General features: G+C 40.9%; 19 protein-coding genes and 2 tRNA genes. 13 read left to right on the top strand and 8 right to left on the bottom strand.

Annotated elements, in window-relative coordinates; all coding sequences use genetic code 11:
* Positions 1 to 140 precede the first annotated feature (140 nt).
* Positions 141 to 1,256: a class E sortase gene (locus ACJV45_RS00305; RefSeq protein WP_116692407.1), complete on the bottom strand. Its 1,116-nt coding sequence runs from the start codon at positions 1,254 to 1,256 to the stop codon at positions 141 to 143.
* 9 nt (positions 1,257 to 1,265) lie between these two features.
* A complete protein-coding gene (locus ACJV45_RS00300) occupies positions 1,266 to 2,063 on the bottom strand; it encodes a DUF881 domain-containing protein (protein WP_004574394.1) in 798 nt (265 codons plus the stop codon).
* A 76-nt stretch (positions 2,064 to 2,139) separates the two neighbouring features.
* Between ACJV45_RS00300 and crgA the strand changes: the two genes are divergently transcribed.
* Positions 2,140 to 2,541 carry a cell division protein CrgA gene (crgA, locus tag ACJV45_RS00295; protein ID WP_004113997.1) on the top strand — a complete coding sequence of 134 codons (402 nt, stop codon included), beginning with the start codon at positions 2,140 to 2,142 and terminating at the stop codon, positions 2,539 to 2,541.
* 62 nt (positions 2,542 to 2,603) lie between these two features.
* On the opposite strand, the gene ACJV45_RS00290 is transcribed toward crgA, so the two are convergent.
* Positions 2,604 to 3,911: a THUMP-like domain-containing protein gene (locus tag ACJV45_RS00290; RefSeq protein ID WP_419397377.1), complete on the bottom strand. Its 1,308-nt coding sequence runs from the start codon at positions 3,909 to 3,911 to the stop codon at positions 2,604 to 2,606.
* Between the two features lie 213 nt (positions 3,912 to 4,124).
* The gene (locus tag ACJV45_RS00285) at positions 4,125 to 4,826 is read right to left on the bottom strand and encodes a rhomboid family intramembrane serine protease (RefSeq protein WP_004120162.1); all 702 of its coding nucleotides are present in this window, start codon (positions 4,824 to 4,826) and stop codon (positions 4,125 to 4,127) included.
* 170 nt (positions 4,827 to 4,996) lie between these two features.
* Between ACJV45_RS00285 and ACJV45_RS00280 the strand changes: the two genes are divergently transcribed.
* Positions 4,997 to 5,209, top strand: coding sequence for a hypothetical protein (locus ACJV45_RS00280; protein WP_004120159.1), 213 nt, complete (start codon positions 4,997 to 4,999; stop codon positions 5,207 to 5,209).
* Between the two features lie 92 nt (positions 5,210 to 5,301).
* On the opposite strand, the gene ACJV45_RS00275 is transcribed toward ACJV45_RS00280, so the two are convergent.
* Positions 5,302 to 6,435 carry a coiled-coil domain-containing protein gene (locus ACJV45_RS00275; RefSeq protein WP_419397376.1) on the bottom strand — a complete coding sequence of 378 codons (1,134 nt, stop codon included), beginning with the start codon at positions 6,433 to 6,435 and terminating at the stop codon, positions 5,302 to 5,304.
* A 199-nt stretch (positions 6,436 to 6,634) separates the two neighbouring features.
* Positions 6,635 to 9,118: a glycogen/starch/alpha-glucan phosphorylase gene (locus ACJV45_RS00270; RefSeq protein ID WP_419397375.1), complete on the bottom strand. Its 2,484-nt coding sequence runs from the start codon at positions 9,116 to 9,118 to the stop codon at positions 6,635 to 6,637.
* 264 nt (positions 9,119 to 9,382) lie between these two features.
* Between ACJV45_RS00270 and ACJV45_RS00265 the strand changes: the two genes are divergently transcribed.
* Complete coding sequence (locus tag ACJV45_RS00265) at positions 9,383 to 9,826, top strand: sterol carrier family protein (RefSeq protein ID WP_004120150.1); 444 nt, start codon at positions 9,383 to 9,385, stop codon at positions 9,824 to 9,826.
* A 65-nt stretch (positions 9,827 to 9,891) separates the two neighbouring features.
* Here the strand turns inward: ACJV45_RS00265 and ACJV45_RS00260 are convergent, their stop codons facing one another.
* Positions 9,892 to 10,299, bottom strand: coding sequence for a DUF3073 domain-containing protein (locus ACJV45_RS00260; protein WP_004574391.1), 408 nt, complete (start codon positions 10,297 to 10,299; stop codon positions 9,892 to 9,894).
* Between the two features lie 156 nt (positions 10,300 to 10,455).
* Between ACJV45_RS00260 and trpS the strand changes: the two genes are divergently transcribed.
* The gene (trpS, locus tag ACJV45_RS00255; protein ID WP_004574390.1) at positions 10,456 to 11,547 is read left to right on the top strand and encodes a tryptophan--tRNA ligase; all 1,092 of its coding nucleotides are present in this window, start codon (positions 10,456 to 10,458) and stop codon (positions 11,545 to 11,547) included.
* Positions 11,548 to 11,661: 114 nt separating this feature from the next.
* Here the strand turns inward: trpS and ACJV45_RS00250 are convergent, their stop codons facing one another.
* Positions 11,662 to 13,449 (bottom strand): threonine/serine exporter family protein, encoded by a 1,788-nt coding sequence (locus ACJV45_RS00250; RefSeq protein ID WP_019261499.1) that lies wholly within the window; start codon positions 13,447 to 13,449, stop codon positions 11,662 to 11,664.
* Between the two features lie 193 nt (positions 13,450 to 13,642).
* On the opposite strand from ACJV45_RS00250, the gene ACJV45_RS00245 reads away from it, so the two are divergent.
* The 9 genes from ACJV45_RS00245 to ACJV45_RS00205 all read left to right on the top strand — a co-directional run bounded on the left by ACJV45_RS00245 (position 13,643) and on the right by ACJV45_RS00205 (position 23,981).
* Positions 13,643 to 16,399: a phosphoenolpyruvate carboxylase gene (locus ACJV45_RS00245; RefSeq protein WP_419397374.1), complete on the top strand. Its 2,757-nt coding sequence runs from the start codon at positions 13,643 to 13,645 to the stop codon at positions 16,397 to 16,399.
* A gap of 188 nt (positions 16,400 to 16,587) precedes the next feature.
* The gene (locus ACJV45_RS00240) at positions 16,588 to 17,247 is read left to right on the top strand and encodes a carbonic anhydrase (protein WP_419397373.1); all 660 of its coding nucleotides are present in this window, start codon (positions 16,588 to 16,590) and stop codon (positions 17,245 to 17,247) included.
* Positions 17,241 to 18,344 (top strand): permease, encoded by a 1,104-nt coding sequence (locus ACJV45_RS00235; protein WP_019261496.1) that lies wholly within the window; start codon positions 17,241 to 17,243, stop codon positions 18,342 to 18,344. Before ACJV45_RS00240 ends, ACJV45_RS00235 begins: the two co-directional genes overlap by 7 nt.
* Positions 18,341 to 19,171, top strand: a complete 831-nt coding sequence (locus ACJV45_RS00230; protein WP_019261495.1) for a TIGR03943 family putative permease subunit — start codon at positions 18,341 to 18,343, stop codon at positions 19,169 to 19,171. The genes ACJV45_RS00235 and ACJV45_RS00230 overlap by 4 nt, the downstream gene beginning before the upstream one ends.
* Before the next feature lie 69 nt (positions 19,172 to 19,240).
* Positions 19,241 to 20,542 carry a hemolysin family protein gene (locus ACJV45_RS00225; RefSeq protein ID WP_004120126.1) on the top strand — a complete coding sequence of 434 codons (1,302 nt, stop codon included), beginning with the start codon at positions 19,241 to 19,243 and terminating at the stop codon, positions 20,540 to 20,542.
* 50 nt (positions 20,543 to 20,592) lie between these two features.
* Positions 20,593 to 21,072: a Dps family protein gene (locus ACJV45_RS00220; protein WP_004123987.1), complete on the top strand. Its 480-nt coding sequence runs from the start codon at positions 20,593 to 20,595 to the stop codon at positions 21,070 to 21,072.
* An 84-nt stretch (positions 21,073 to 21,156) separates the two neighbouring features.
* Positions 21,157 to 21,230 (top strand) — tRNA-Ile (locus ACJV45_RS00215).
* 28 nt (positions 21,231 to 21,258) lie between these two features.
* Positions 21,259 to 21,331 (top strand) — tRNA-Ala (locus ACJV45_RS00210).
* A 274-nt stretch (positions 21,332 to 21,605) separates the two neighbouring features.
* Positions 21,606 to 23,981, top strand: coding sequence for a heavy metal translocating P-type ATPase (locus tag ACJV45_RS00205; protein WP_419397372.1), 2,376 nt, complete (start codon positions 21,606 to 21,608; stop codon positions 23,979 to 23,981).
* Positions 23,982 to 24,051 lie beyond the last annotated feature (70 nt).

Below are 24,051 nucleotides of genomic sequence, written 5' to 3'. Positions count from 1 at the left end.
CATATAAACTAAGAGTAGATTGTTTAATCTTATACAAATTGTTTAATCTTATACAACAAAAATCAGGGTTAAGAAATTATCCTAACCCTGATTTTTATTATCTATTAATCTTATCTACTTACTTCTTATCTACTTACCATTTAGTAAGGCGTTGCCGTATATGCTGACATCTCTCTTAAGAATGGTATATTTGCCGAAACAAACGGGTATACCCATTGCATAAGTATCATCATTAATATTAGGTAGATAATCAAGGAGAGAATTAATCTCACTGGAAGAATTCCAGGCTGTAGCCTCATAAGTCCGCCAAAGATGCTGAATTCAGGCTTTGGCTTTAGACCTGCTTTAATCTCGCGTCTTAAAGGCCACTGCCATGCAATAGCTCCAGCAGCAAAAATAATCAGATATACTACCAGTGCGCCGATCATAAGCGGAACAAGTGAATCGAGGTGAGAAATCAAAGATTGTTTCTCGTTATTAACAAACTTAACTTTTCCGTTTTCGTCTAAAGTAGAAAGCTCTTTTGGAATACCGTCAGAAACTTTAGCCCAATAGTCAAGCTCTCCAAAGCTAACAAAGCGGAACTTAGGTGTAGAGAACTTAGGTTCGCATGTAATAATGGTAATCATGCGTTTCTTTGGCTCTTTACTATGGTTTATTGGATCTGGGTCAAGAACTTCAACCTGTTCTGGTCTGACAATCTTGTGAGTAATGTATTTGTAAACGAACCAATAATCTTTAGTTCGAAGAATAATAGGATCTCCCTTTTGGAACCTATCAACATCTGCAAGAGGTTGACCATAACCATTGCGGTGACCAATAATTGTAATGTTTCCAATTTCTCCAGGCAACTCAGTTTTAGGATAATGACCTAATCCTCGACGATTAAGTATCTCCATATCTACGCCTTCAATAACATTACGCTCCCATTGATCACCGAAGCGCGGAATATAGATTCGCGCTAGAAGATCTCCGTGTTTGACGCCCTGTAATTTAGGAGGATTGTCTACTTGAGGAAGAGCAATTTTTGTTTTAGGACCAGCAGCAGGGTTTGTCCAAGAAACAGATTGACGTGTTTCAACTTGTATATGTTCAGCTTGTGCGCCCGTCCACCACATTTGCCAGACAATATACAGTGCACAAATAACAGCGAAAGAAATAAGAAGTTCTCCTACAACACCAACTGCTTGCCAGATAATACTGGTTTTGCCGTGTTTAGTTTCGCTACGTTCGTGCATATTGTTAGAACGCTTCATGTTACTCCTTTATTGCCTGTTGGAATGGTGTTGTGGCGAAATGTTACTACTAATAAAATCGGCATCTTTTGGAACCGAAGCATATCGTAGTGGCTGTAAAAGTGCAGAAGATTCTGCGAATTTTAGATTAGTCTTTTTTTCCACTTTCCATCCCAACCCAAAACCGCTGACATAGTCTTTATATGTTCGAATTGCTGGAGAATCATCCAGCGCATCTACCATGTCTTCGATTGAGCCAATAGCAGATATTCTATACGGTGGCGAGTACTGATGACCTTGTAACATAAGCACATTTCCGATGCAAACAACAGCAGAATTGAATAGTATGCGTTGGTCTTGGATTGTTATTGCCTCTGCTCCGCCTCTCCAAAGGGCATTTACCACCGCTTCTATGTCTTGTTGGTGAATTACATAGTCATTTATGTTTGCTGAGCTTCCAGACCCGTTTACGGCCGTTTTCCACAGTGGTGAATCGTTCAGTGTAACACTAATTCCAGGTCCCTGTATTGCTGGGAGTATTGTGCTAGCGCCAGTATCGTCGGAAGAATCTGCATCATTTGTATTATTTGTTAAAGTTTTGTTTAGAAGATTTACTTGTGAATCTAGTTCTTTAACATCTTCTCTTAAACTTTTTGCTCTTTGAGAATTTCTTTCTACCATCTGACCAGTGTCTGATGTAACAAACGCTGTACGATTAATACGCAAGTTGGTAATAAATAAATATCCTGTAAAAGAGATAGCTAATGCCACAGCAATGCTTCCCAACAGCGATTTTTTAGCGCTGTGTTTACCTGTTTGTCTAGCCATAGCATCCAGTCTTCTTATTGCGTTCGAGTGTAACTATTATTATAGCGTGTAGCCGATTGATTGGAGAGTTACTGTTATGGCTGACGAAGAATTAAACACATTGAATGCTGCTTCATCTGCCGATGCTGGCGAAGCAAAAGAATCTTCTAAAGAAGATTTGTATGGCGTGCCTATGGAGCAGGTTGAAGCTGTGCTGAATGCGACTGCGGACAAAGATTCTTTGTCTCCGCAGATACAGCGAATGATGAAGCGTCAAGAAGAAAATACTCGTCGAGTTGAAGAGTCAATTAAAGGAACAAAGGCTAATGCTGGTTGGTTTGTTCCGCTTTTCTGCACGCTTATGATTGTTGGTTTGTTCTGGGCGGTTGTTTACTACCTGAATCCTTCTCTACCAATTCCTGGAATTGGAGCATTTAACCTTTTGATTGCAGCATGCTTGGTTATGGCTGGATTCTTAATGACAATGTGCTGGAGATAAAAAGTTAATAGAACTTTTTAAATTTGATTAATGGCTGTGTGCATGAGTGCGCAGCCATTAATTTATTTATTGCATATTATCTGTTTATCTGTTACTTGACTTGCCCTAATAATTACGTGCCGTTTTTTACTATCCGTAGTAGCCAAAATCCTAGTTGTACCACCATCTTTTAATTTAAGTTTTTTCTTCAAATCATTAACACTCATTGGAAAATTGTACGTGGCTATATTCGCGTACTCTAAGTCTGAAATAATTTGCTTGATTTCTTTTTTATTCATGCTGCAGACTCCTTCTATTTTCCAAATTTTTCCAGGAAAATCAGAGTTGCAATTTTCTGAAATAAAAATGTGGCTGTTGCTCGCGATTTGATAAACACCATATTTTTGTATTAAAAGATTGAAGCATCCTGCTTTCATAATAGATGCGTTTGGCTCATAAACATATTTAGCTAAATTTCTCCAATTTTCCATAACATTTGTGGCATTATTTAAAATCTCGTAAGATTCTTCAACCTTGTGTAAAGACGAATCATATTTTGCGCAAAAAACAGTAATATTTTCATTGTTAACGCAATGAATCTCAACAATGTTATGTAAATTTGCGTCCAGTACTAAAAGTAATTCTTTGCATTCATTGTTATGAGAAATTATGTGTACCTGACTAACGTTTCCGTTAAAATCACAGACAGCTTTTCTCCAATCAAGCATTGGGGATAGTTTTATAATCACAAATTTTGAAACATCTAGCATTTGTGATTTTAGGTTTATAACATTCGGAGTGCAATCTTCTATGGCGTATGTTCTAGATCCTTTTTGGTCACGTCTTGCAGGATCAATGTAAATAAGTGTAGATGAGTTTATGTTATTTAATACTTCAGAGCTTGTGCAATTTACGCAATGAACATTTTTTAATCCCATTACAATCATATTGTGCTGGCTGATAGCAGATAATTCTTCTTGTTTTTCTACGCAAATAGATTCATTGAATTCTTTGCTCATTATTGCGCAATCTACGCCAAATCCGCCGGTTAAATCAATTAGTGTAGTTTTAGACTTGTTTAAGTTATTGTCTTTTATAAGATTATGAACTATCTGTGCTTTATATTGTGCGGTTGCTTGCGATGAACATTGTTCCATCGAAATGTGAGCTGGGTATATTACTTGTTTATTCATATACCAATTAGGCAGTTTTGTTTTTGCAATCTGTTTTCCGCTTATTTGATTAACGGCAAATAAAACATTGATTTTTGGATTATTAGATGCTTTTAAAGCAGCATCTTTAGGATTGGCATCTTGATTTTCCTTAATAAAATCAAGTGTTTCTTGGTTTTGGGGATCTAGATGTTTTGAATTATTGAATTTAGATTGCATAATTTTATTTCTTATTAAGATTGGAGAAAATCACAATTTACAAAAAATGTGGATAACTTTTATGCACTTGTTAACAGGTTTTAAAAGACTGAGTTATCAACGTTTGTGTACAACATTGTGGATAACTTGAGTAGATATTCCCATGTTATACCCAAGTTATCCACTTGTGTGTCCACAATTGTGGAGAACTACATATGTGTAATTTAAAGTTGATTAGCATATGCAGAACATGCAAATAGCTAGGAGCACAATAAGAATCAGTAAAGAATATATAGCAAAACGTTCATTGAAAGATGCTTTTTTAAGAATAGGATTATTTACTCCAAGCAAAGTAGCCAAAATTGTTCCAGTGATAAGACCGCCAACATGAGCCTGCCAAGCAATATTTGGAATAATAATAGGCATAGCTAGAGTTAAAGCAATCCATATTAAAGTTCCTCGAGTATTTTCACCGAGTCTCCATTGAGCTACAAGAAGTGCCCCTATAAGTCCCATAATTGCACCTGATGCGCCATAAGCCGACAAGAACCAGTTTCCTGTAATTCTGCAGTAAAGTAGGGTTGCAACGCATCCTCCTAGTCCTGAAATGGCATATAGGAAGAAGAACTTCCACCTGCCAAAGAATTTCTCTAATTCTATTCCGAGAGAATATAAGCAGAGCATGTTGAAAAATATGTGGCTAAATCCAGGAGAATGAACAAACATAGATGTAAACCAAGTCCAAATAGATTTTTTAATCAAAAATGGAGAAAATGCTGTATTCTCAATAAGTACTTGATACAAGTTTGGCGAAAAAGTATGAAGAATAATTTCAACAAGCCAAACAAACACACAAATATAAATGAGTGAATATGTAGCGCTTTTGCAATTAATCTTAAAACGCCTAATAATATTTTTTACATCAAAATTGTTCATAAAATAACATTATCTAATCGCATACACAAAGTTTAAATATTTGTAACCAATCTATATGATAAAAAAGATGCGAGTATTGAAAAAAATCACTATGATAGTGAGTACGCGAGTAAAACTCGATATAAATTGTTGACTTGGACGAGCAGGTCAGCTTGACGAAAGGAGCCATCATGGAGAACAGGTCCTCTGGCGGTTGGAAGTTCTTTGCACTGCTCTTTGGAGCACTGCTCGCAGGTATTGCAGCATTGTATGTGTACAAGCAGCATAATCCTGATTATGATCCATGGGAGCAGCCATGGGAGAACAGCTCTTCACCAATCGATTTAGGTGCTGAAAAGACAGATAAGGAAGAATCTGAAGTATCTAATCCAGTAGAAGCTTAATAGTTTAACTGTTTATAAAAACGAGTGGCGGTAGATTTCTCTGAGAACCTGCCGCCACTCGTTTTTTATTTTGTGTTTTATCTAAATATTTTTTAGAACCACGAAGAACGAGGACGAGTGTTCTGCTCGATTCCTCTTGTATTGTCTGCAATCTCTCTAGTGTTGTTAGCAATTGCGCTTGTATTGTTAGCAATTGCGCTTGTGTTGTTAGCAATTGCGCTTGTGTTGCCTGCAATAATAAAGCTATTAACGCATGTCATAGTTTGAAGAACGTTAGAAATCTTCTGTAGCTTAATCATCTCTTCTTGATTCTCAAGCATTGTCTTCTGATTATCGACCATGGCATTTAGCTTTTGCCTCATATCCATTTGATTATTAAGAACTTGGTTATGATATTGATCTCGCTTGTATGCAGTAATCATCTCTTTGATTGTATCTGCCTCGTGATTCTTAACTAGAGAAATAAAATATTCAACAGAATCTAAAACATAGTAATCATTTGGATACCACGAAGAAGTTTCTGCAAGCATATGCTCTTTAATGTCATTCATTTCTTTGTATAATGCACTACGACGTTCGTCAACCATGTTATTGTGTTGAACAATCTGATCATTCTTTTCTTTAATTTGTGCATTTAATGCAGAAACACGTTTTTCTTCTTTATTGTTATCGCGATTAATTTTTTTATTATATTTTTTAACAATAATCGCAGCCACAATAGCTGCAACAATAAATGCAATAACATTAATAGCAGCATAAATTACAAACGATCCAATATTGTTGTATTTAACCGAAAAAGTATAAGTATTCCACAATCCATTAAGCCAAGCTAATATAAGCAGAATAAGTAAGACTCTTCCTATATTTAACATTGTTTTGCTATTTTTTGCTTTTCCAACAGCAAATACAGCTGTTATAACTACGCAAAAAATAAGTCCGTTAATATTGCCGCTTAGTGCAGTAATAACTCCGAATACGATGCTAAAGGCTATACCAGCCATAAAAAGACCATAATCAGATTTTTCTTTAGTACTGTCTGTTTTGATAAGTTTTTTAAGAATAAGTTGCTGTTCAGATAGTAATTGTCGTTTTTCTTTTTCTGCTTGCATAAACAAGCTAAGTTTTTCATTAAAATTTTGTATATAATCCCTTACAGAATATAATCCGTTTAATAATTCGGCACCTTCTGGGAGTAAATTATGCTGCATATTTTCTTCTACAGACATATTTTTTCCTTAATCTTAGATTAATTAAAACGTATATTTACCGCGTTATATTGTATGACTTTAAGATTACAAGTAACACGTTTTATAAAATATTGAAGAACGCATAAAACGCATAAAACATATAAAAAGAGCAGCGGAAAAATGTTTCCACTGCTCTTTTATCTATTTAATGGCTATTACAGTCATTAGCGCCTTTTGCTTATTCAGCAACTGGAAGTGGACCAGTGTGCCAAATGCGATCGAGGTAGTCCTGAATAGAACGATCGGAAGAGAAGTAACCGGAGTTGGCTACGTTCAACACAGCCATACGTGCCCACTTCATTGGATCGCGGTAAGTTTCCTCAATCTGAGCCTGAATATCCATGTAAGAGCTGAAGTCAGCCATTGCCATGAAGTAATCGTGGGTAAGCCAATCATGAACGAGTGGCTCATACACGCTCTTGTCGCCGTTGGAGAAGGTGCCGTCAGCAACCATATCCACAGCGGTCTTCAAGCGAGGATCAGACTCGTAGTACTTGTAGGAGCCGCCGTGATCGTAGCCTTCAGCGTAGAGCTTCTCAACCTCGTCAACAGTCATGCCGAAGAGGAAGAAGTTCTCAGCGCCAACGCGCTCGCGAATCTCAACGTTTGCACCATCGAGAGTACCAACAGTCAAAGCACCATTCAAAGCGAACTTCATGTTACCAGTGCCAGACGCTTCCTTACCGGCTTGAGAAATCTGCTCATCCAAATCGGTGGCAGGAATCAAGTTCATAGCAAGTTCAATGTTGTAGTTCTCTGGGAAGAACACTGCGAGCTTGCCCTTGCATGCTGGATCGTTGTTTACAACGCGAGCAACATTGTTAATGAGCTGAATCGTAAGCTTTGCCATAGCATAGCCTGGAGCGGACTTAGCGCCGAAGAACACGGTGCGTGGAAGCATCTTGTCTACGTCGATTGTGCCATTCTTGATTCCAGCGTATGTGGAGATAACCTGGAGGATCTTCATGGACTGGCGCTTGTACTCGTGCAAACGCTTAACAATGGTGTTAAACATAGTGTCTGGGTTGATTTCAAAGCCATACTTGTGCTTTGCAAAATCAACAAAGGCAAGCTTGTTCTGCTTCTTAACTTCAGCAAACTTCTTAACGAATGCTGGATCGTCAGCCAATGGCTTCAAACCTTCAAGAAGCTCCAAATCACCCTGCCATGCGTCAGTGCCCAAGCCCTCAGTAATAAGAGCAGACATGCGTGGGTTGCTCAAGCGCACGAAGCGACGAGGAGTTACGCCGTTAGTAACGTTCTTGAACTTATCTGGGTAAACGTTGGAGAAGTCCTTCAAAGTGACATCCTTCAACAACTCAGAGTGAAGCTCAGCAACACCGTTAACATAAGAACCACCGTAGGTAGCCAAGTAAGCCATGCGAACTGCAGCACCTTCGCCATTTTCGTCGGCGTCGGTAGCGATACGCATGCGCTCAACCTGATCCTCAGCAACACCTTTACCGCGAAGCTCATTGCGGAACTGCTCGCTAATGCCTTGAATAATCTCAAGGTGGCGTGGCAAAAGTTCGCCAATAAGCTTGGCTGGCCAAACTTCCAAAGCTTCTGGAAGCAAGGTGTGGCAAGTGTAGTTGAAGGTCTTGGTGGTGATACCCCAAGCGGTGTTCCAATCGTAGCCGTACTCGTCCATAAGAACGCGCATAAGCTCTGGAATGCCGATAACTGGGTGAGTATCGTTCAACTGGAAGTTGATCTTGCTTGGGAAGGTGGTGAGATCCGGCTTATCCTGACCTGGATAGAACACGCGGATAGCATCATGAATAGAAGCAGCTACGAAGAAGTACTGCTGCTCAAGACGCAAAGCCTTACCTTCTGGAGTGGAATCTTCTGGGTAAAGAATCTTAGAAATGTTTTCTGCAGCAACCTGTGGCTTCACAGCATCCAAGTATTCAGACTTGTTGAATGTGAGCAAATCAAATTCGTCGTAAGACTTAGAAGTCCACAAGCGAAGAGTGTTTACGCGACCAGAGTTGTAGCCTGGAACCATGTAGTCAACTGGTACAGCGCGAACAGACCAAGCTGGTTTCCAAACGCGCTTACCGTTTTCTTCAACAACTTCGCCGCCGAAGTTAACGCGCTGATCTCGACCGTAATCGATGTGGCCCCATGGCTCTTCGTTGCTAAGCCAGTAATCAGGGGTTTCTACCTGCTTACCATCTTCGTCGAAGCGCTGCTTAAAAATTCCGTAACGATACTGGATGCCGTAGCCAAATGCTGGCACGCCGATAGAGGCGAGCGAATCGATGAAGCAGGCTGCGAGACGACCCAAACCGCCGTTACCTAAACCTGGCTCATACTCAGCATCGATAACAGCTTTTGGATCGAAACCAAGCTTAGTTACAGCCTTGTTGAACTGGTCGGTAAGACCAGCGTTAAGCAAAGCGTTCTCAAGCTGCTTGCCCATCAAGAACTCTGCGCTCAAATAGCCCACAGCCTTGGTGTTGCCGTTAATCATGTCATGCTGGGTCTGCATCCAAGAGTCCATCAAGTGGCGACGGACAGCGGTAGCAGCGGCAACATACACATCAGCCGTAGTGGCCTGTTCTGGCGTGACACCTTGAGTGTACTTCAGATGTTCTTGAAGTTCTTTGGCAAATGTCGCCGCAGTTGTCTTGGCTTTCGGCGCGACGTGTTTAGTCATATTTGACTCCTTGTGCCGTTTGTTATATTTACTGAAATGTGCGAATCTCAACCCTTGATTGTTTTGGTTGGAGTCACGCCAAATTGTGTTGTGCACAAGAAGGTTCGTGACAATGCACACGTTTTCATTGTTGATGATATCACAACCCCAAACACTTATTAAGAATTATTCACAATATGACTTTTATTAAACTTTTATCAGACTTTGATAAAACGCTACTAAAAATACAGATAATAGTCATGTAATTCATGAGATAATTCAAATATGACGGTTATAAGAGAAAAAGATATAAATCGCGCTAAAGAATCATTTAAATTATGGGAAAATAAGGCTAAGACGTATGTGAAATCTTTGCAAAATAAGGAAAATTTCACGTGTATTAACAGCAAAACTCTTGAAGTTAGTAAAGATGATGAAGCAATGGCTGTTAGATATTCTCTTTATGTCTTGGAATCAATAGCGCCTGGATTTGCTGTAGAAGTAAGAGTAGCGCCCTGGGGAGCTGTAAAAATCCTAGAAGGTCCACAATCAGATCCACACAATCTAACGCCGCCTGATGTTATAGAACTAGACCCAGATGTTTGGTTGCGGCTTTCCTGCGGAATAACAAAATGGGATTACGAGCAGCAAATTGGCAATATAAGTGCAATTGGAGAGCGAGATAACCTAAGCAATCTGCTGCCCGAACTCACAAAATCTCTTGCATGAGAATAATTTAATTCAATAATTTAATTCAACAATTACTTGTTTTACTTGTTTATTATTTTTTTAAATTACTTCTTATGCATGAAATTCGGCATAGGCATAGGAATATGGTGGTGAACCGTGCCAGAATTGCCAGACGATTTATCTTTATTGGCTGCAGACGCAGCTGCTTCAGCAGCCCACTTAGCATAATCGTCTAAATCGTCATCGTTGCAAGGAACAGAATCGCCCGAGTCTTGCTCTTCATTAGCGTTTTTAGAATCGCTATCATCAGCAAAATCAGACGAATCTTCTTCCTTATCAAGATAATCTTCAGATTCATCATAACTATCAGATTCAAACGGATCGAAGGATCCTTGACCAGGCTCGTGAGTATTAAGCTCCTTAGCAAGCTCGTCATAATCCGTATCGGTCGTCAGGTATTTGAGCTTACGGGCAATTTTCTGTTGCTTTGCCTTCTGTCGTCCGCGGCCCATCTGACCCCCTCTAATTTACCGAAACAATCAATTCATCACACAAGAGCGTACCACTGTGCCGCAACCGAGTATATTGTCTGAGTGGACTTTTACGATAAAAGCCATATTTTTAGGCTTAAAAATCGCAAGAAAAATCGCGTGCGTAAGGAGTTAGAAATGTCAGAAGAAGCACAAGTTACGGCGGCTGGAAATGAAATAAGTGCAAGCTTTGTAGCAGCCCAAAAACGTTCAGACGCAACGCTTGAGAAGCTAAAAGCAAATCCTAGCTCCTTTACTATGCTTACAGGAGATAGACCAACAGGAAGACTTCATTTAGGACACTACTTTGGTTCGATACGTGAGCGTGTCGCAATGCAAAATCTTGGCGTAAACACAAACGTGATTATTGCAGACTATCAGGTGATTACAGATAGAGACACTGTTGAACACGTAGAAGATAATGTACTAAATCTTGTTCTTGATTATATGGCTGCTGGAATTGATCCTAAGAAAACCATGATTTTTACACACTCCGCTGTTCCTGCAGAAAATCAGCTTATGCTGCCATTCTTGTCTTTAGTTACAGAAGCCGAATTGCATAGAAATCCTACTGTCAAAGCCGAAATGGAGGCTTCGGGTCACGCTTTAACAGGACTTTTGCTTACATACCCAGTGCATCAGGCTTGCGATATTTTGTTCTGCAAAGCAAATGTTGTGCCAATTGGAAAAGATAATTTGCCACACATTGAAATTACTCGCACAATTGCGCGCAGATTTAATGAGCGATATGCAAAAAAGAATCCTGTTTTCCCAGAGCCAGCTGCGATTCTTTCGGATACGCCAGAAATCCCAGGATTAGACGGACGCAAAATGAGTAAGTCTTACGGAAACTCGATTATGTTGGGCGCAACAGCAGAAGAAACAGCGAAGCTGATTAAGAAAAGCCCGACTGATTCGGAGCGTCGAATTACATTCGACCCAGTGGCTCGCCCACAGGTTTCTGCGCTTTTGACTACTGCTGGTTTGGTTACTGGCAGAGATCCAAAAGATATTGCGCAAGAAATTGGTGACGCAGGTGCAGGAGCACTAAAAGCGTATGTTATTGAATCTGTAAACAACTTCCTTGCTCCACACCGCGAGCGTCGTGCGGAATTGGCAAAAGATATGGATTCTGTGCGAGATATTTTGCACGATGGAAATGCAAGAGCTGCTGCGATTGCGCAAGAAACACTTGAGCAAGTACGCGAAGCAATGAACATGAAGTACTGATTAATTCTTTTTTGATTGCATATAAATAAAATGCGCATAAATAAAACGCCCAGCGATTACTGGGCGTTTTTGTTTAGGTTTACACTATTTTGCTTATGTTTATTAGCGATATGGCTAAATGTCGTATCGCCAGCTTTTATCTGTTATAACTCGCGCAACAGCAAGACCCAATGGCAAGCAAATAATCACCATAAAAGCACGGAAAGTCCAATCTAAAGCAGGAAGAGTATTAAACTGCCCAAGATAAAACATTGCACGATACATATAAAGTCCAGGAACCATAATCACAATAGATGGAACAGTAAGACCAATACGCGGATAACCCAAATATTGAGGCGCCCAACCCCTATGAACCACAGCTCTCCAAGCAGAAGCCAAAAGACCAGCAAGTAAAGCGCCAGTAAACGCTGCGATTTCTGCAGCAACACCAAAATCAGCCATAGTTAAGCGCAAAGTATCGGTAATAGCGCCAATTATTCCAGCAACAAAACACATTCTTTGAGGAGAATTAAACAAAACAGAGAATCCCCACACGCCTGCAAACGCTGTAATCATTCTAAGAACAGCATTAAGCCAAGGATTTAAGCCCAGTGGAGTAAAGCCTTGAGGATTAAGTTGAACAAGGCTTGCTACCATCCAGCCTGCAAGAGTGCCCATTAGAATAATCGCCATCGTGTAGCAAAGTCGTTGAATGCCAGAAGGAAAATCAATCTTAGCAATATCTAAGCCGCCTGTAATAAGAGGAAAACCTGGAATTACAAACAAAACAGAACCAATATAAGCCGTATTGTGATGCAAAGCAGCAGGATCAAAACATCCAACAAGGCGAAGAGAAGCAATACAACTTAAAGCGCCAACAGCAACAGCAATAAACGTTACAACAAATTGGTTTAGATGATGCATAAACATGCGTCTTCTAACATAATGACCAATGCCAGCTCCAATAAAAGCACCAAGCATATCGTAAGCGCCGCCGCCGAGCAAAAATGCGAAGGACGCGCATGCCACGGCAGATGCAAGACCCGCAAACCAAGGCTTATAAAGAGGCTTACGATTCTTAATTAAATCGAGCCGGTCGTGAACTTGACGAACAGTTAGCGGCGCGGAAAAGTCGCCAGCATTATTTGGATTGTTGGAATTATGCGAATTGTTTTTAAGCCCTGAATTTAAATCATTTTTACTATTTTGATTGTTGTAATTATTCTGAACATTTTGAACATTTTGAACATGAGCAAAATGTTCTGCATAAGTTTTTTCTGGCTGAAGCGCAAAAATACCGCGAGGTTTTTCTTTGCGAATCGCCTCTTGAAGAGCAATTTTCTCTTCGACTTTTGCAGCATGCGCCTCCGACTGTTTAGCGGTTTGAACAATAGCGTTCTCGTTGCTACCAGCCTGAAGAGTGTCCACCAACTCCTTAGAAACAGCTGCCTTTGAATGGTATAAGGAATCGTTTCCAAGTTTAACGTTAAACCAGTCTGCAAAATGTTCGAGCAGCCAGATTCTTTCCGTATTTACGCCCGTAGTAGGAAGGTCAACAACTTCTGTAATGCGCTCATGCTTATCTGTGCAAGTAGCCTCAATGTCTGTTAAATTAACGTCTGCGCGCACATTAACACCCATAGGTTCGCCAATCCTATGCATAAGCTCACGGACTCGGTAGCTTCCAGTACCAGCGCCCAAACCAAGAGCACCAACGCGAATAATAATACTGGATTTCGCTGCTATCCCAGCTTCCGTAACTGGCTTATCCCAATCACGCTCAACATCATCCATATCCAAAGGAATCGCGTGCGTTTGGAATCTTCCAGAAGGTTTTCCTACTATATGACCAGTCGGAAGTATTTGTGGAGTGTTGTCATTACTGTTTGAATTACTATCAGCGTTGTTCTCTTCTATGCTCACAATTTTTAGTATACGCAGCGCGTAGCCTATAAGAAATTTATAGAAAAAATCAGTCCTAAGGTCGGTTCACAATTATTTTGGAATCTCGCTGGAAACAAAGGCTGTGGGCTTGCAACTTTTGACCTAAATAACCGCGGAGGAGCCGTGGAAGTCAAACGACCAAGCAACCTTATGACTAGCACAAGGAGGTCTGATGACAACTCAAAATCAACAGGTAACTCCAGCAGACGCAACAATAGTTACGTCTGGACTAGGACGAAAAGGACCTGAAGAGCGCGAACTGCCAGCATCGCTTAAGCAAGACATGGATTTATGCTTACATATTCTGCGCGATGTATTAGGCGAATTTGATGAAAAACTGTTAACCGTATTCGACGAAGTGCGATTAAACGCAGTAGACGCAAGCGCAGCTCACTTTGCGCAAATGCTTGATGCGCAAGAAACAGAAGACGATGGCTTAAGCAAGGCTGTAGAAAAAATCAACGGCATGGACCTTCCAGACATGCAGCTTCTAGCACGCGCATTCGCAACATACTTCCACTTAGCAAACTTGTGCGAAGAAAACTACAGGGTCTCCGTGCTGCACCAACGCGAATGCGAAGTAGAAGAATCTAATCCCGTAGACCCAGTTAACGAGCTAACATGCGCATACCACAAGTTGCTTACGGAAATGAGCCCTGCGCAAGCTAAGGAACTGCTAAATAAGCTTGAATTCCATCCAGTTTTCACAGCACATCCAACCGAAGCAAGACGAAAAGCTGTAGCTGGTAAAATCCGCAGAATATCAAAGCTTCTAAGCAAACACAATAGGCTAGGAGGATCAGACAAGCGCGAAAATTACAGGCGTCTATACAACGAGATAGACGCATTGCTCCGCACCTCGCCTATTGCTCTTAAAAAGCCAACACCAGTTGAAGAAGCAGACACAATACTCGATATATTCGACGCAACTTTATTCAACACAATTCCGTTGGTTTATCGCAGATTTGACGATTGGCTTTTGGGCAAAAAAGCTGGATTGGTGCCACCGCGTTGCCCAGCATTCTTCCACCCAGGAAGCTGGATTGGATCCGATAGAGACGGAAATCCAAACGTTACAGCAAAGGTAAGTAGGCAGGTTGCAAGCAAGTTTAGCAACCACGTTTTGAAAGCGCTGGAAGAACGCACGCGCGAAGTGGGCAAATGCTTGACTATGGAAACACGCACAACGCCTCCAAGCGTTGAGCTGCTGGAGCTTTGGAACCGCCAGAGGGAAATGAGCGAGCAGCTGACTGAAAACGCGTCCGACGTATCTAACAGCGAGCCGCATAGAGCCGTTATGCTTGTGATGGCAGACCGACTACACCACACAATCAGCCGCAATACAGATTTGATGTATCATTCTTGCGAAGAGTTCATTGAAGATTTGCAGATAGTACAGCGTTCGCTTGCGGAAGCTGGAGATGCTAGAGCAGCATATGGTCCATTGCAGGATCTGATTTGGCAGGCTCAAACATTTGGATTCCACATGGTGGAGATGGAGTTCCGTCAGCATTCGCTCGTACATTCGCGCGCATTGGAAGATATTCGTGAGCACGGCTTACATGGGGAGCGTGGTCCTCTGCAACCGATGACTCGTGAAGTTCTTGACACTTTCCGCGCTTTGGGAGCAATTCAAAAGCGGAACGGAATGAGAGCGGCTCGCCGTTACATTATTTCCTTCGCAAAGTCTGCTCAGCATGTTCGCGATGTATTTGAGCTTAATCGCCTTGCGTTCGCGCATCCACAGGATGCTCCAACAATTGACGTAATACCACTTTTTGAGCAGCTAGAAGATTTGCAGAATTCGGTTAATGTTCTGGAAGAAATCATTAAGATTCCAGAAGTCCAAGCTCGCTTAAAGGCTACTGGCAGAAAGATGGAAGTTATGCTCGGCTACTCCGATTCTTCCAAAGACGCAGGTCCTACTTCTGCAACACTTGCTTTACATTCTGCTCAAGAACGTATTGCAAAGTGGGCTAAGGATAATGACATTGATTTGACACTGTTCCACGGTAGAGGAGGAGCTGTTGGACGAGGCGGTGGTCCTGCAAACCGTGCTGTTTTGGCTCAGCCAGTTGGATCAGTAAATTGCCGATTTAAGCTTACTGAACAGGGTGAGGTTATTTTCGCTCGCTACGGAAACCCAATTCTTGCCATTCGTCACTTGGAATCAGTGGCTGCAGCAACTTTGCTTCAGTCTGCTCCAAGTGTTGAGAAAACAAATACAGAGATGACGCATAAGTATGCGGATATGGCTCAAAAGCTTGATGTTGCAGCGCATAATCGTTTTATTGATTTGCTTCAAACAGATGACTTTACGCCTTGGTTCTCAACTGTTACTCCGCTTAGTGAGATTGGTTTGCTTCCAATCGGCTCTCGCCCTGCAAAGCGTGGTTTAGGAGCAAAGTCTTTGGACGATTTGCGCACGATTCCATGGGTGTTCTCTTGGGCACAAGCTCGAATCAACTTGGCAGCGTGGTATGGCTTGGGTACTGCTTGCGAAAAGTTTGGCGACTTGGAAACTTTGCGCAGAGCTTACGAAGAGTGGCCGCTGTTTAGTACTTTTATTGACAATATTGAGATGTCTTTGGCTAAAACAGATGAGCGAATTGCTCGCATGTATCTAAGCCTTGGAGATCGTGAAGATTTGAGCAATAAGGTGCTTTCGGAGATGCAGCTTACGCGCAAGTGGGTTTTGCAAATTGTTGACGACAAGTGGCCGTTGCAACATCGCCATGTGCTTGGTCAAGCGATTCGCGTGCGCTCGCCTTATGTTGATGCTCTGTCTGTAATTCAGTCACTTGCTCTGCATAAGCTTCGCAACAAGGTAGATAAGGAAGAATTGAGCGAAAGCCAGCAGGCAGAGTTCATCTACCTGATTCTCTGCACTGTTTCTGGTGTTGCTGCAGGCTTGCAAAACACTGGATGATTTTAATAAATTACTGAATCAAGAAGGCTCTCGTATTTGCGAATTGCAATACGGGAGCTTTTTTGATAATAGGCTTATATTCTTAAACAAAATTCTTATTTACTACGAAAGATACAATATATTCTAAGTCAAAAATTTTAAACTTTAAGCAACTGAAAATATTGCCAATGCCAGTGTAGGAGGTAATAATGCAAGAAGAAGTCAGCGAAGATTTTGCTAATGAAGAGTCAATTTTAGCTACATCGGTATTAAGCGCAATGCTTGCGGGGAATCGCAAATTTGCAGACGGCAATTCAGCGCATGCAGGCGTAAATTCAGAATCGCGCATGAAACTTATTGACGGTCAGCATCCTGGAGCTGTTGTGCTTTCGTGCGCAGATTCACGAGTTGCTCCAGAATTTATATTCGACGCCGGTTTGGGCGATATTTTTTCTGTTCGCACAGCTGGAGAAGTGTTGGATGATGCCGTAATAGCTTCGCTAGAATACGCTGTAAGTGATTTGGGAGTAAAAGTGTTGGTTGTGCTCGGTCATGAGCATTGCGGTGCCGTACGGGCTGTTTTGCCGAACGTGCAAAAGCTGGTTTCTGAATACGGTGAAGATAAAACAAGCGAAATAATTGAGTCGAGCGAGTCAATATTGCTGCGTTCTTTAGGGCCTGCTGCGCTCGCAGGTGTTGAGGAAAATTTAGATACAGATGATATTGAACGTATTCACGTGTCTAATATTTTGGCTGAAATTTGCGAAAAATCACAAATAATTCGCGAAGCTGTTTTCAAAGACACTTTGATGCTTGTTGGAGCAAGGTATCGAATGAGTGACGGCTTGGTGGAAGTGTTGTCATGCTAAAAACAGAAACCGAAGCAAAAACAACGAGCCAAGTAGAAAAAGCAAGTAAAGCAAGTAAAGCAAATTCTGCAAACTATCTTTTTTTGATTGCAGGAGTGCCTTTTGCAGCTCTTATTATTGCAATGCTTCCAGCTTTGCAAGCGCGCAACCCGTGGATGCCTGTAAACACTATTATTAGGGGTGTTTCTGGGCTACTTTTGCAAGCTGTTCCTTTTACGCTAATTGGCGTGCTTGTTTCTGCTGCTGTAGAAACGTGGATTACAGCAGATTTTATTGAAAAACATGCTCCAAAGTCTATTGCAAATGGGTTTTTAGCAGCAATTCTTGCTGGAGTCTGTGTGCCAGTATGTGATTGTGTTGTTGTTCCAACGTTTTCTCGTCTTGTGGCTCGAAGATTGCCATTGCCTTGTGCTGTAACGTTTTTGTGCGCTGTGCCAGTAGTGAACCCTGTTTCTATTTGGGCAACTTGGTACGCATTTGCGGATGTTCCAGCAGTTGCTGTAACTCGAGTGGCTTTGGGTGTTGGTGTGGCTCTTTTAGTGGGGATTAGCTTTGTGATTTTTCCAGTAAAATCATTTGTTTTAAGAGAAAAATTTTTTATAAAATCATGTGGATCAACATGTGATTCTTGTGATTCTTGTGATTCTGACAATAATGATGGACCTTTAATAAGTTTTAAAGATCATTTAAAAGTTTATGCTCATCACATCTATGCGGATTTTATGCGATTAATGCCAATAATATTGTTTGGAACAACTGTAGCTTCGATTATTCGCGTTTGGCTTGGATCAGATCCTGCATCAAAAATAAACACAACAACAGTTTTTGTGGCGATTCCAGCAATGATGCTAATAGCATACGCAAGCTCCTTATGCTCAAGCTCCGACGCAGTAATTGCGCGCTCTTTGGCCGCTTCTCTTCCAATGAGTTCAGTAATCGTTTTTCTACTTTTTGGACCAATGCTAGATATTAAAAATACTCTTATGCTTGTTGAGGATTGCAAAGGAAAATTTGTGATACGTCTAACAGCAACTATTGCTGTTATTTGCTTACTCGCAGCGCTTCTTGTGCACCTTGCATGGGGTGTGATGCTATGAGTAGTGTAAATGTTGTATGCAATGCTGATTGTAATAATGTGGATTGCAATAAAACTAAGCATAAAATTACTTTTGTTCAGATTGTGCAATCGTTGTGTTTTCTTTGCTTTTCAACCACACTAATGTGGAGCGCGTTAAGTGGATGCTACACAATTCTTACCACTCCGCGCGCATTCGTATACCTTATTTTTGCTGCGATTTTAATGATTTGTTTAAGCATTTGCTCGCTTTTTGGTATTATTCCAGTTTTTGCAAAAGATTCCAAACGCTTGCTTGTTTCTCTAATAATTCCAATGCTCGTGATTTTAATTCCACTTCAAATGTCAAAATCGGCATTAGATCAAGGTTTTACAAAGTCTGCAGGTTTTGACGAGTACGCTTCTGGGCGCGCAATAGCAATCGCGTCTAATCGTAAAAATAATAAAAAAACTTTAAGCGGATTAGATGTAGATAATAAAAAAATTATTATTTCAGACGATGATTTTGGAAATTGGTATGACGAAATTGACCATAATTTAGAGAAATATCAGGGATATGAAATTGTGGTAAAAGGTTTTATAAGTCGAGAAAACACGCTTTCTAAAAATCAGGTTCGCATATCTAGACAATTCATGTCGTGCTGCATTCTAGATATGTCTCCATTTGGGTTTGTTGCAGATTTTTCTAAAAACTTACGATTTAAAAATCACCAATGGGTGATTGTAAAAGCTAATATTTCACTAGGTAATATTGGTGTTAGTGGATATTCACACAAAGGTGTGGTTCTTAAAGTTGAATCCATTAAAGAGATAAGTAAAGCCCCATCTGGTTATTTTTATAGAACCTGATTGTGTATATTATTTCGATATTAAGCACAAAGCTTTTTATATATGTTAAATTCAACTAAGATAGCAAGTATGTCGTTGGGTTTTAACATTGCACTTATTGTGATTTTCCTACTGTTCGGCTCCATTTTTGCTGCCACTGAACTTGCGCTAGTTAATTTGCGAACATCGCAATTAGACCGTATGGAAACGCAGGATGCTCGTGGGAAAAGAGTTGCAAAAATAGCCCGAGATCCAAATACTTTTCTTTCCACTCTTCAAATTGGTGTTACGCTTTCGGGATTTCTTTCGGCGTCTTTTGGCGAATCTGCAATCGCACCTCATATTGTGCCAATTGTAAAGTCTTGGGGAGTTCCAAATCACATTGCAGGACCATTAACGACTCTTGTTTTAACGCTTATAATATCGTATTTTTCAATAGTAATTTCTGAACTTGTGCCAAAGAGAATAGCAATGCAGCGCTCTGAGCAAATCGCTCGAGCAGTTGTTCCAGCAGTAGATATATTCTCCAAAATATGCAAGCCGCTAATATGGTTGATTGCTAAGAATACCAACGGTTTTGTGCGACTTCTTGGATTCGATCCAAACGAAAAGGAAAGTGAAGTTTCCGACGAAGAGCTACGTGTTTTAGTTAACTCGAATAAAAAGCTTAGCCAAGATGAGCGCACAATTTTAGACGATGTTTTTGATGCTTCTGAAACGATTGTTGCCGAAGTTATGCGTCCTCGTGCAGACGTTGAGTTTTTGGACGGATCTTTAAGTCTTGAAGAAGCTGCTGCAAAAATTAGAGAATTGCCATATTCTAGATATCCTGTAACAGGCAAAGATTTTGACGATGTTATTGGATTTGTGCATGTACGCGATTTGTTAGATGTTAGAGATCCTAATGCTAAAACAGTTGCAGATGTAACTCGAGAAGGAATAAGTCTTCCTGGAACGTCTAAATTGCTTCCAAGCTTGGAGCTGCTCAGAAAACGTGGAATACATCTTGCTGTTGTTATTGACGAGTATGGCGGAACGGATGGAATAGTAACTCTTGAAGACATGACCGAGGAATTGGTTGGAGATATTAGAGATGAATACGATTTGCCAGACGAGTCAGATTTGAAGCGTGATAGTAAAGCTACTGTGTTTGTAAACGGAGTGGCTACGGTTGACGGTGGAATGACTATAGAAGATTTTGCAGATGTGACTGGAATTGAGCTAGAGGATGGACCTTATGAAACGGTTGCAGGCTATTTCCTTGCTCATACTGGCTCAATGGGCAAAGTTGGAGCTATTTTGCACGATGCAGATGGCTACGATATGACAGTTACGGAGGTTGATGGGCGTAGAATAGCTACGATTGAAGTCAGAAAAACCGAAGTAAATTAAAGATTTGAATAAAATTAAACAAAAATAAACAAAAAATGGAGGATACCAATATGGCTTTAACTCATATTGTGCCAGGTCTTGATGAATCGTCTAGCGAGAAAGCAATCGATATTTTGCAGAATCGCTTAAGTCACGAGCAGGAAGCTGCTTTAATTTTAAAGCATGCACATTGGAATGTTACGGGTCCAGATTTTATTGCAGTTCATGAAATGCTTGATCCTCAGGTGGCAGAAGTTTTAGCTCAAGCAGATGAAACAGCTGAGCGAATTGCAACGCTTGGTGGATCCCCACTTGGTCGTGCAGACGATGTTGTAGCTTCGCGTACTTGGAAGCGTTTTGCTCTTAGTGGTAGAAAGTCTACCAAAGAGTATTTGCAAGCATTAATTGAGTATTACAACGATATGATTGCAGATGATCGTAAGGCGATTTCTCAGCTTGATGATCTTGATATTGTTAGCTCTAATATTATTCAAGATCATGTTCAGCAGCTTGAAAAGTTCCAGTGGTTTATGCGCAGTCATTTAGAATAATTTTGCGACACGCTTAGATTTGCTATTTGACATTTTTATTTCATGTGCTAATCTAACTACTTGTATGTTTTCAACATACAAGTTGGGCCCGTAGCTCAGGTGGTTAGAGCGCATCCCTGATAAGGATGAGGTCGGAGGTTCAAGTCCTCCCGGGCCCACGATAGAATGAACATCATTCTTTCGAATGGGGCTATGGCGCAGCTGGTAGCGCATCTGCTTTGCAAGCAGAGGGTCAGGAGTTCGAGTCTCCTTAGCTCCACAAATAGGGTTTCTAGCCAATCGCTAGAAACCCTTTTTCATACATTCGCAATGCTGTCTTCTCGCGTGTGTTCCTTGTTCTTGCGGGCATATTGTTATATGAGAATGTTTCTCATCAAGGCGTTTTGCTAAACTGAACGCTAATAAGTGAATATAGATATCTTTACGCCGTGTATTGTGCATGCTTAAGTGGGTGCTCAATGGGTTAACAAGGCGTGAAATCGTGTGTTAACAACGTTTATACGCGGTTAACCTGATCAGCGTAAGGAAAGTGTATGCGTAGATTTTTATCGTATTGCCGTCGTGCTCCGCAATTAGTAGCTGCTTTAGTTTCATTACCGTTTATTGCAGTGTTTTATTCTAGTAATCTGACTTTTATACTCGATTTTTGCAAAGTTATAAGCAAAGCGTTAAATTGCCTGCTTTCGTTAATAAAAGTTGATTTTAATGCGCAAATAAGCCTTACAGTTGGGCAAAGCATAATAACATGTTTAGTTCTATACACATGTGTTAAGTCGCTTTTAAGTATGGTTGACGACTTAACGCATGGCACGCTTGGAATTGACCTGCTGGCGTTTGTTGCATTGCTTTCCACGCTTTGCATAGGCGAATTTTGGGCAAGTTATTTGATTGTTGTAATGGTGTTTACGGGTGAGGCAATAGAAGACTTTGCACAAAATGCGGCGCAAAAAAATCTGTCTCTTTTAGTGAGCGCATCACCTCAAACAGCACATTTAATGACGCTTCCTGGAATTGGATGCTGTGGATTGAGCGAAGAATCGGGGTGTGAATCGGGGTGTGAATCCTGCAAGGAGTGTGCTCTACTTGAACATAACCATTTTAGAAGAGTAAGCGAGGATTCTGCACCAGAGATTGAATTAGATTCCAACAATCATGAATTATGTGAAAAATGTCATAATCATTCTCAAAAGTGCCCAATATTGCAATCAACCAAATCCTCTGAACAATTACAAAGATTTAAAACAGTTCCAGTTGAGGATTTAAAAATAGGAAACGTAATACTTGTTCTTCCAGGAGAAACAGTTCCAGTAGACGGACAACTTTTAAGCGGTTCCGCGGTTCTTGACACAAGCGCAATAAACGGAGAGTCTCTTCCGCGCGAAGTTTTTGCAGGAGCACATATATTATCTGGCTGTGTAAATGGCGGTGTTGTGCTGATTATGCGCGTAACTAAATTGTCAGAAAATTCACAATACCAAAAAATCATGAAGCTGGTGGAATCTGCAAGATCTTCTAAAGCTGCAGTAGTGCGATTTGCGGATATGCTTTCTGTGCCTTTTACTGTGCTTTCATTTGTGATTGCAGGCATTGCCTGGGCAGTATCTGGGCAAGCTTTAAGATTTGCGCAAGTTTTGGTATTGGCTACTCCTTGCCCGCTCTTGATCGCTGTTCCAGTGGCGTTTATGGCAGGAACAGGAAGACTCGCAAAACTTGGTATTGTGGTAAAAAGCCAAGATGTTTTAGAGCAGCTAAGCAGAGTAACAGATGTGTTCTTTGACAAAACGGGTACGCTTACAATAAAGCAACCTCAGGTTGTTAGAGTGGATTTAGCGAATCATCAAGATAGCGAAAATCATGAAAATAGTGGGTTGCAAAATAGAATACTAATGTTTGCTGGTGTTCTAGAAACATACTCACAACACATTCTTGCAGGAGGAATTGCAAAAGCAGGATCGGATCTTTGGCAAAACACGCATCCATCTGCCGTTCCGCAACTTCCAAGCGTGAGAGAATATCCTGTTGTGCAGAATGTCAAAGAAACAGCAGGTCAGGGCATACGCGGAGTTGTGGATGGAATAAACGTTAGAGTAGGTCGCAAAAAATATGTTTTGCAGGCGTCAGCTGGCAATCCCGAGGATAAGTCGCCAGCAACCGAAGATAAAGCCAAACGCGCAAATATAGAAAATATAGAAAACAATTTTGAAGAGCTTTCTGCCGACGAAATGGCGACATACGTTTCTTTTAATGGCAAACTTGTTGGGCGAATTGTTCTAAAAGACGTTCCGCGAGAAAATGCAAAATCTACAATTCAAAAACTCAGAGAACTTGGTGTTCGTTCAATAAGCATGCTTACTGGAGATGGTCTGCAAGCGGCTCAAACAATAGCAAAAAGCGTTGGAATTGAGAATGTGAAAGCGAATTTGCTTCCAGAAGACAAGCTTGAGTGCGTAAAACAGCACTATAAGAATATGGATAGTGTTAATGCGGATAATAAGTATTCGGAAGATAGCACAGGGTTGCTAGGTGCGGAAGCTTTCGACTTTTCTGGCGGAAAAACACAAAAACGTAGCATAACGATGATGGTTGGAGATGGAGTAAACGATGCACCAGTTTTGGCTGCAGCAAGCATCGGAGTGGCTTTGACAGATGGCACAGACACGGCTGCATCAGAATGTGCACAAGTTGTGATTATGAACAACAATATTTATGCTGTAGCAAACGCAGTGAGTGTAGCCAAACGCACAAAGCGTGTTATGGTTCAGGCTGTTATGTTGGGAATCGGTTTAGCTGTTATAAGCATGATTGCGGCGGCTTTTGGTCTAATTCCTGCGGTTCTTGGGGCTATGATGCAAGAGATGATTGATGTTGTGTCTATTTTATGGGCGCTTACTGCATTGAGATCTAAGTAAACAAGCTAGTTTGGTAATAGCTAAAATTAATGCAAGATAATTTGAGTCAATGCTAGATAATGTTAGATAA

It is taken from the genome of Gardnerella lacydonensis (genome assembly GCF_048545055.1).
Classification (GTDB): Bacteria; Actinomycetota; Actinomycetes; order Actinomycetales; family Bifidobacteriaceae; genus Bifidobacterium; species Bifidobacterium vaginale_C.
The sequence above is the reverse complement of the archived record's forward strand: the minus strand, read 5'-3'. Positions and strand labels throughout refer to the sequence as shown.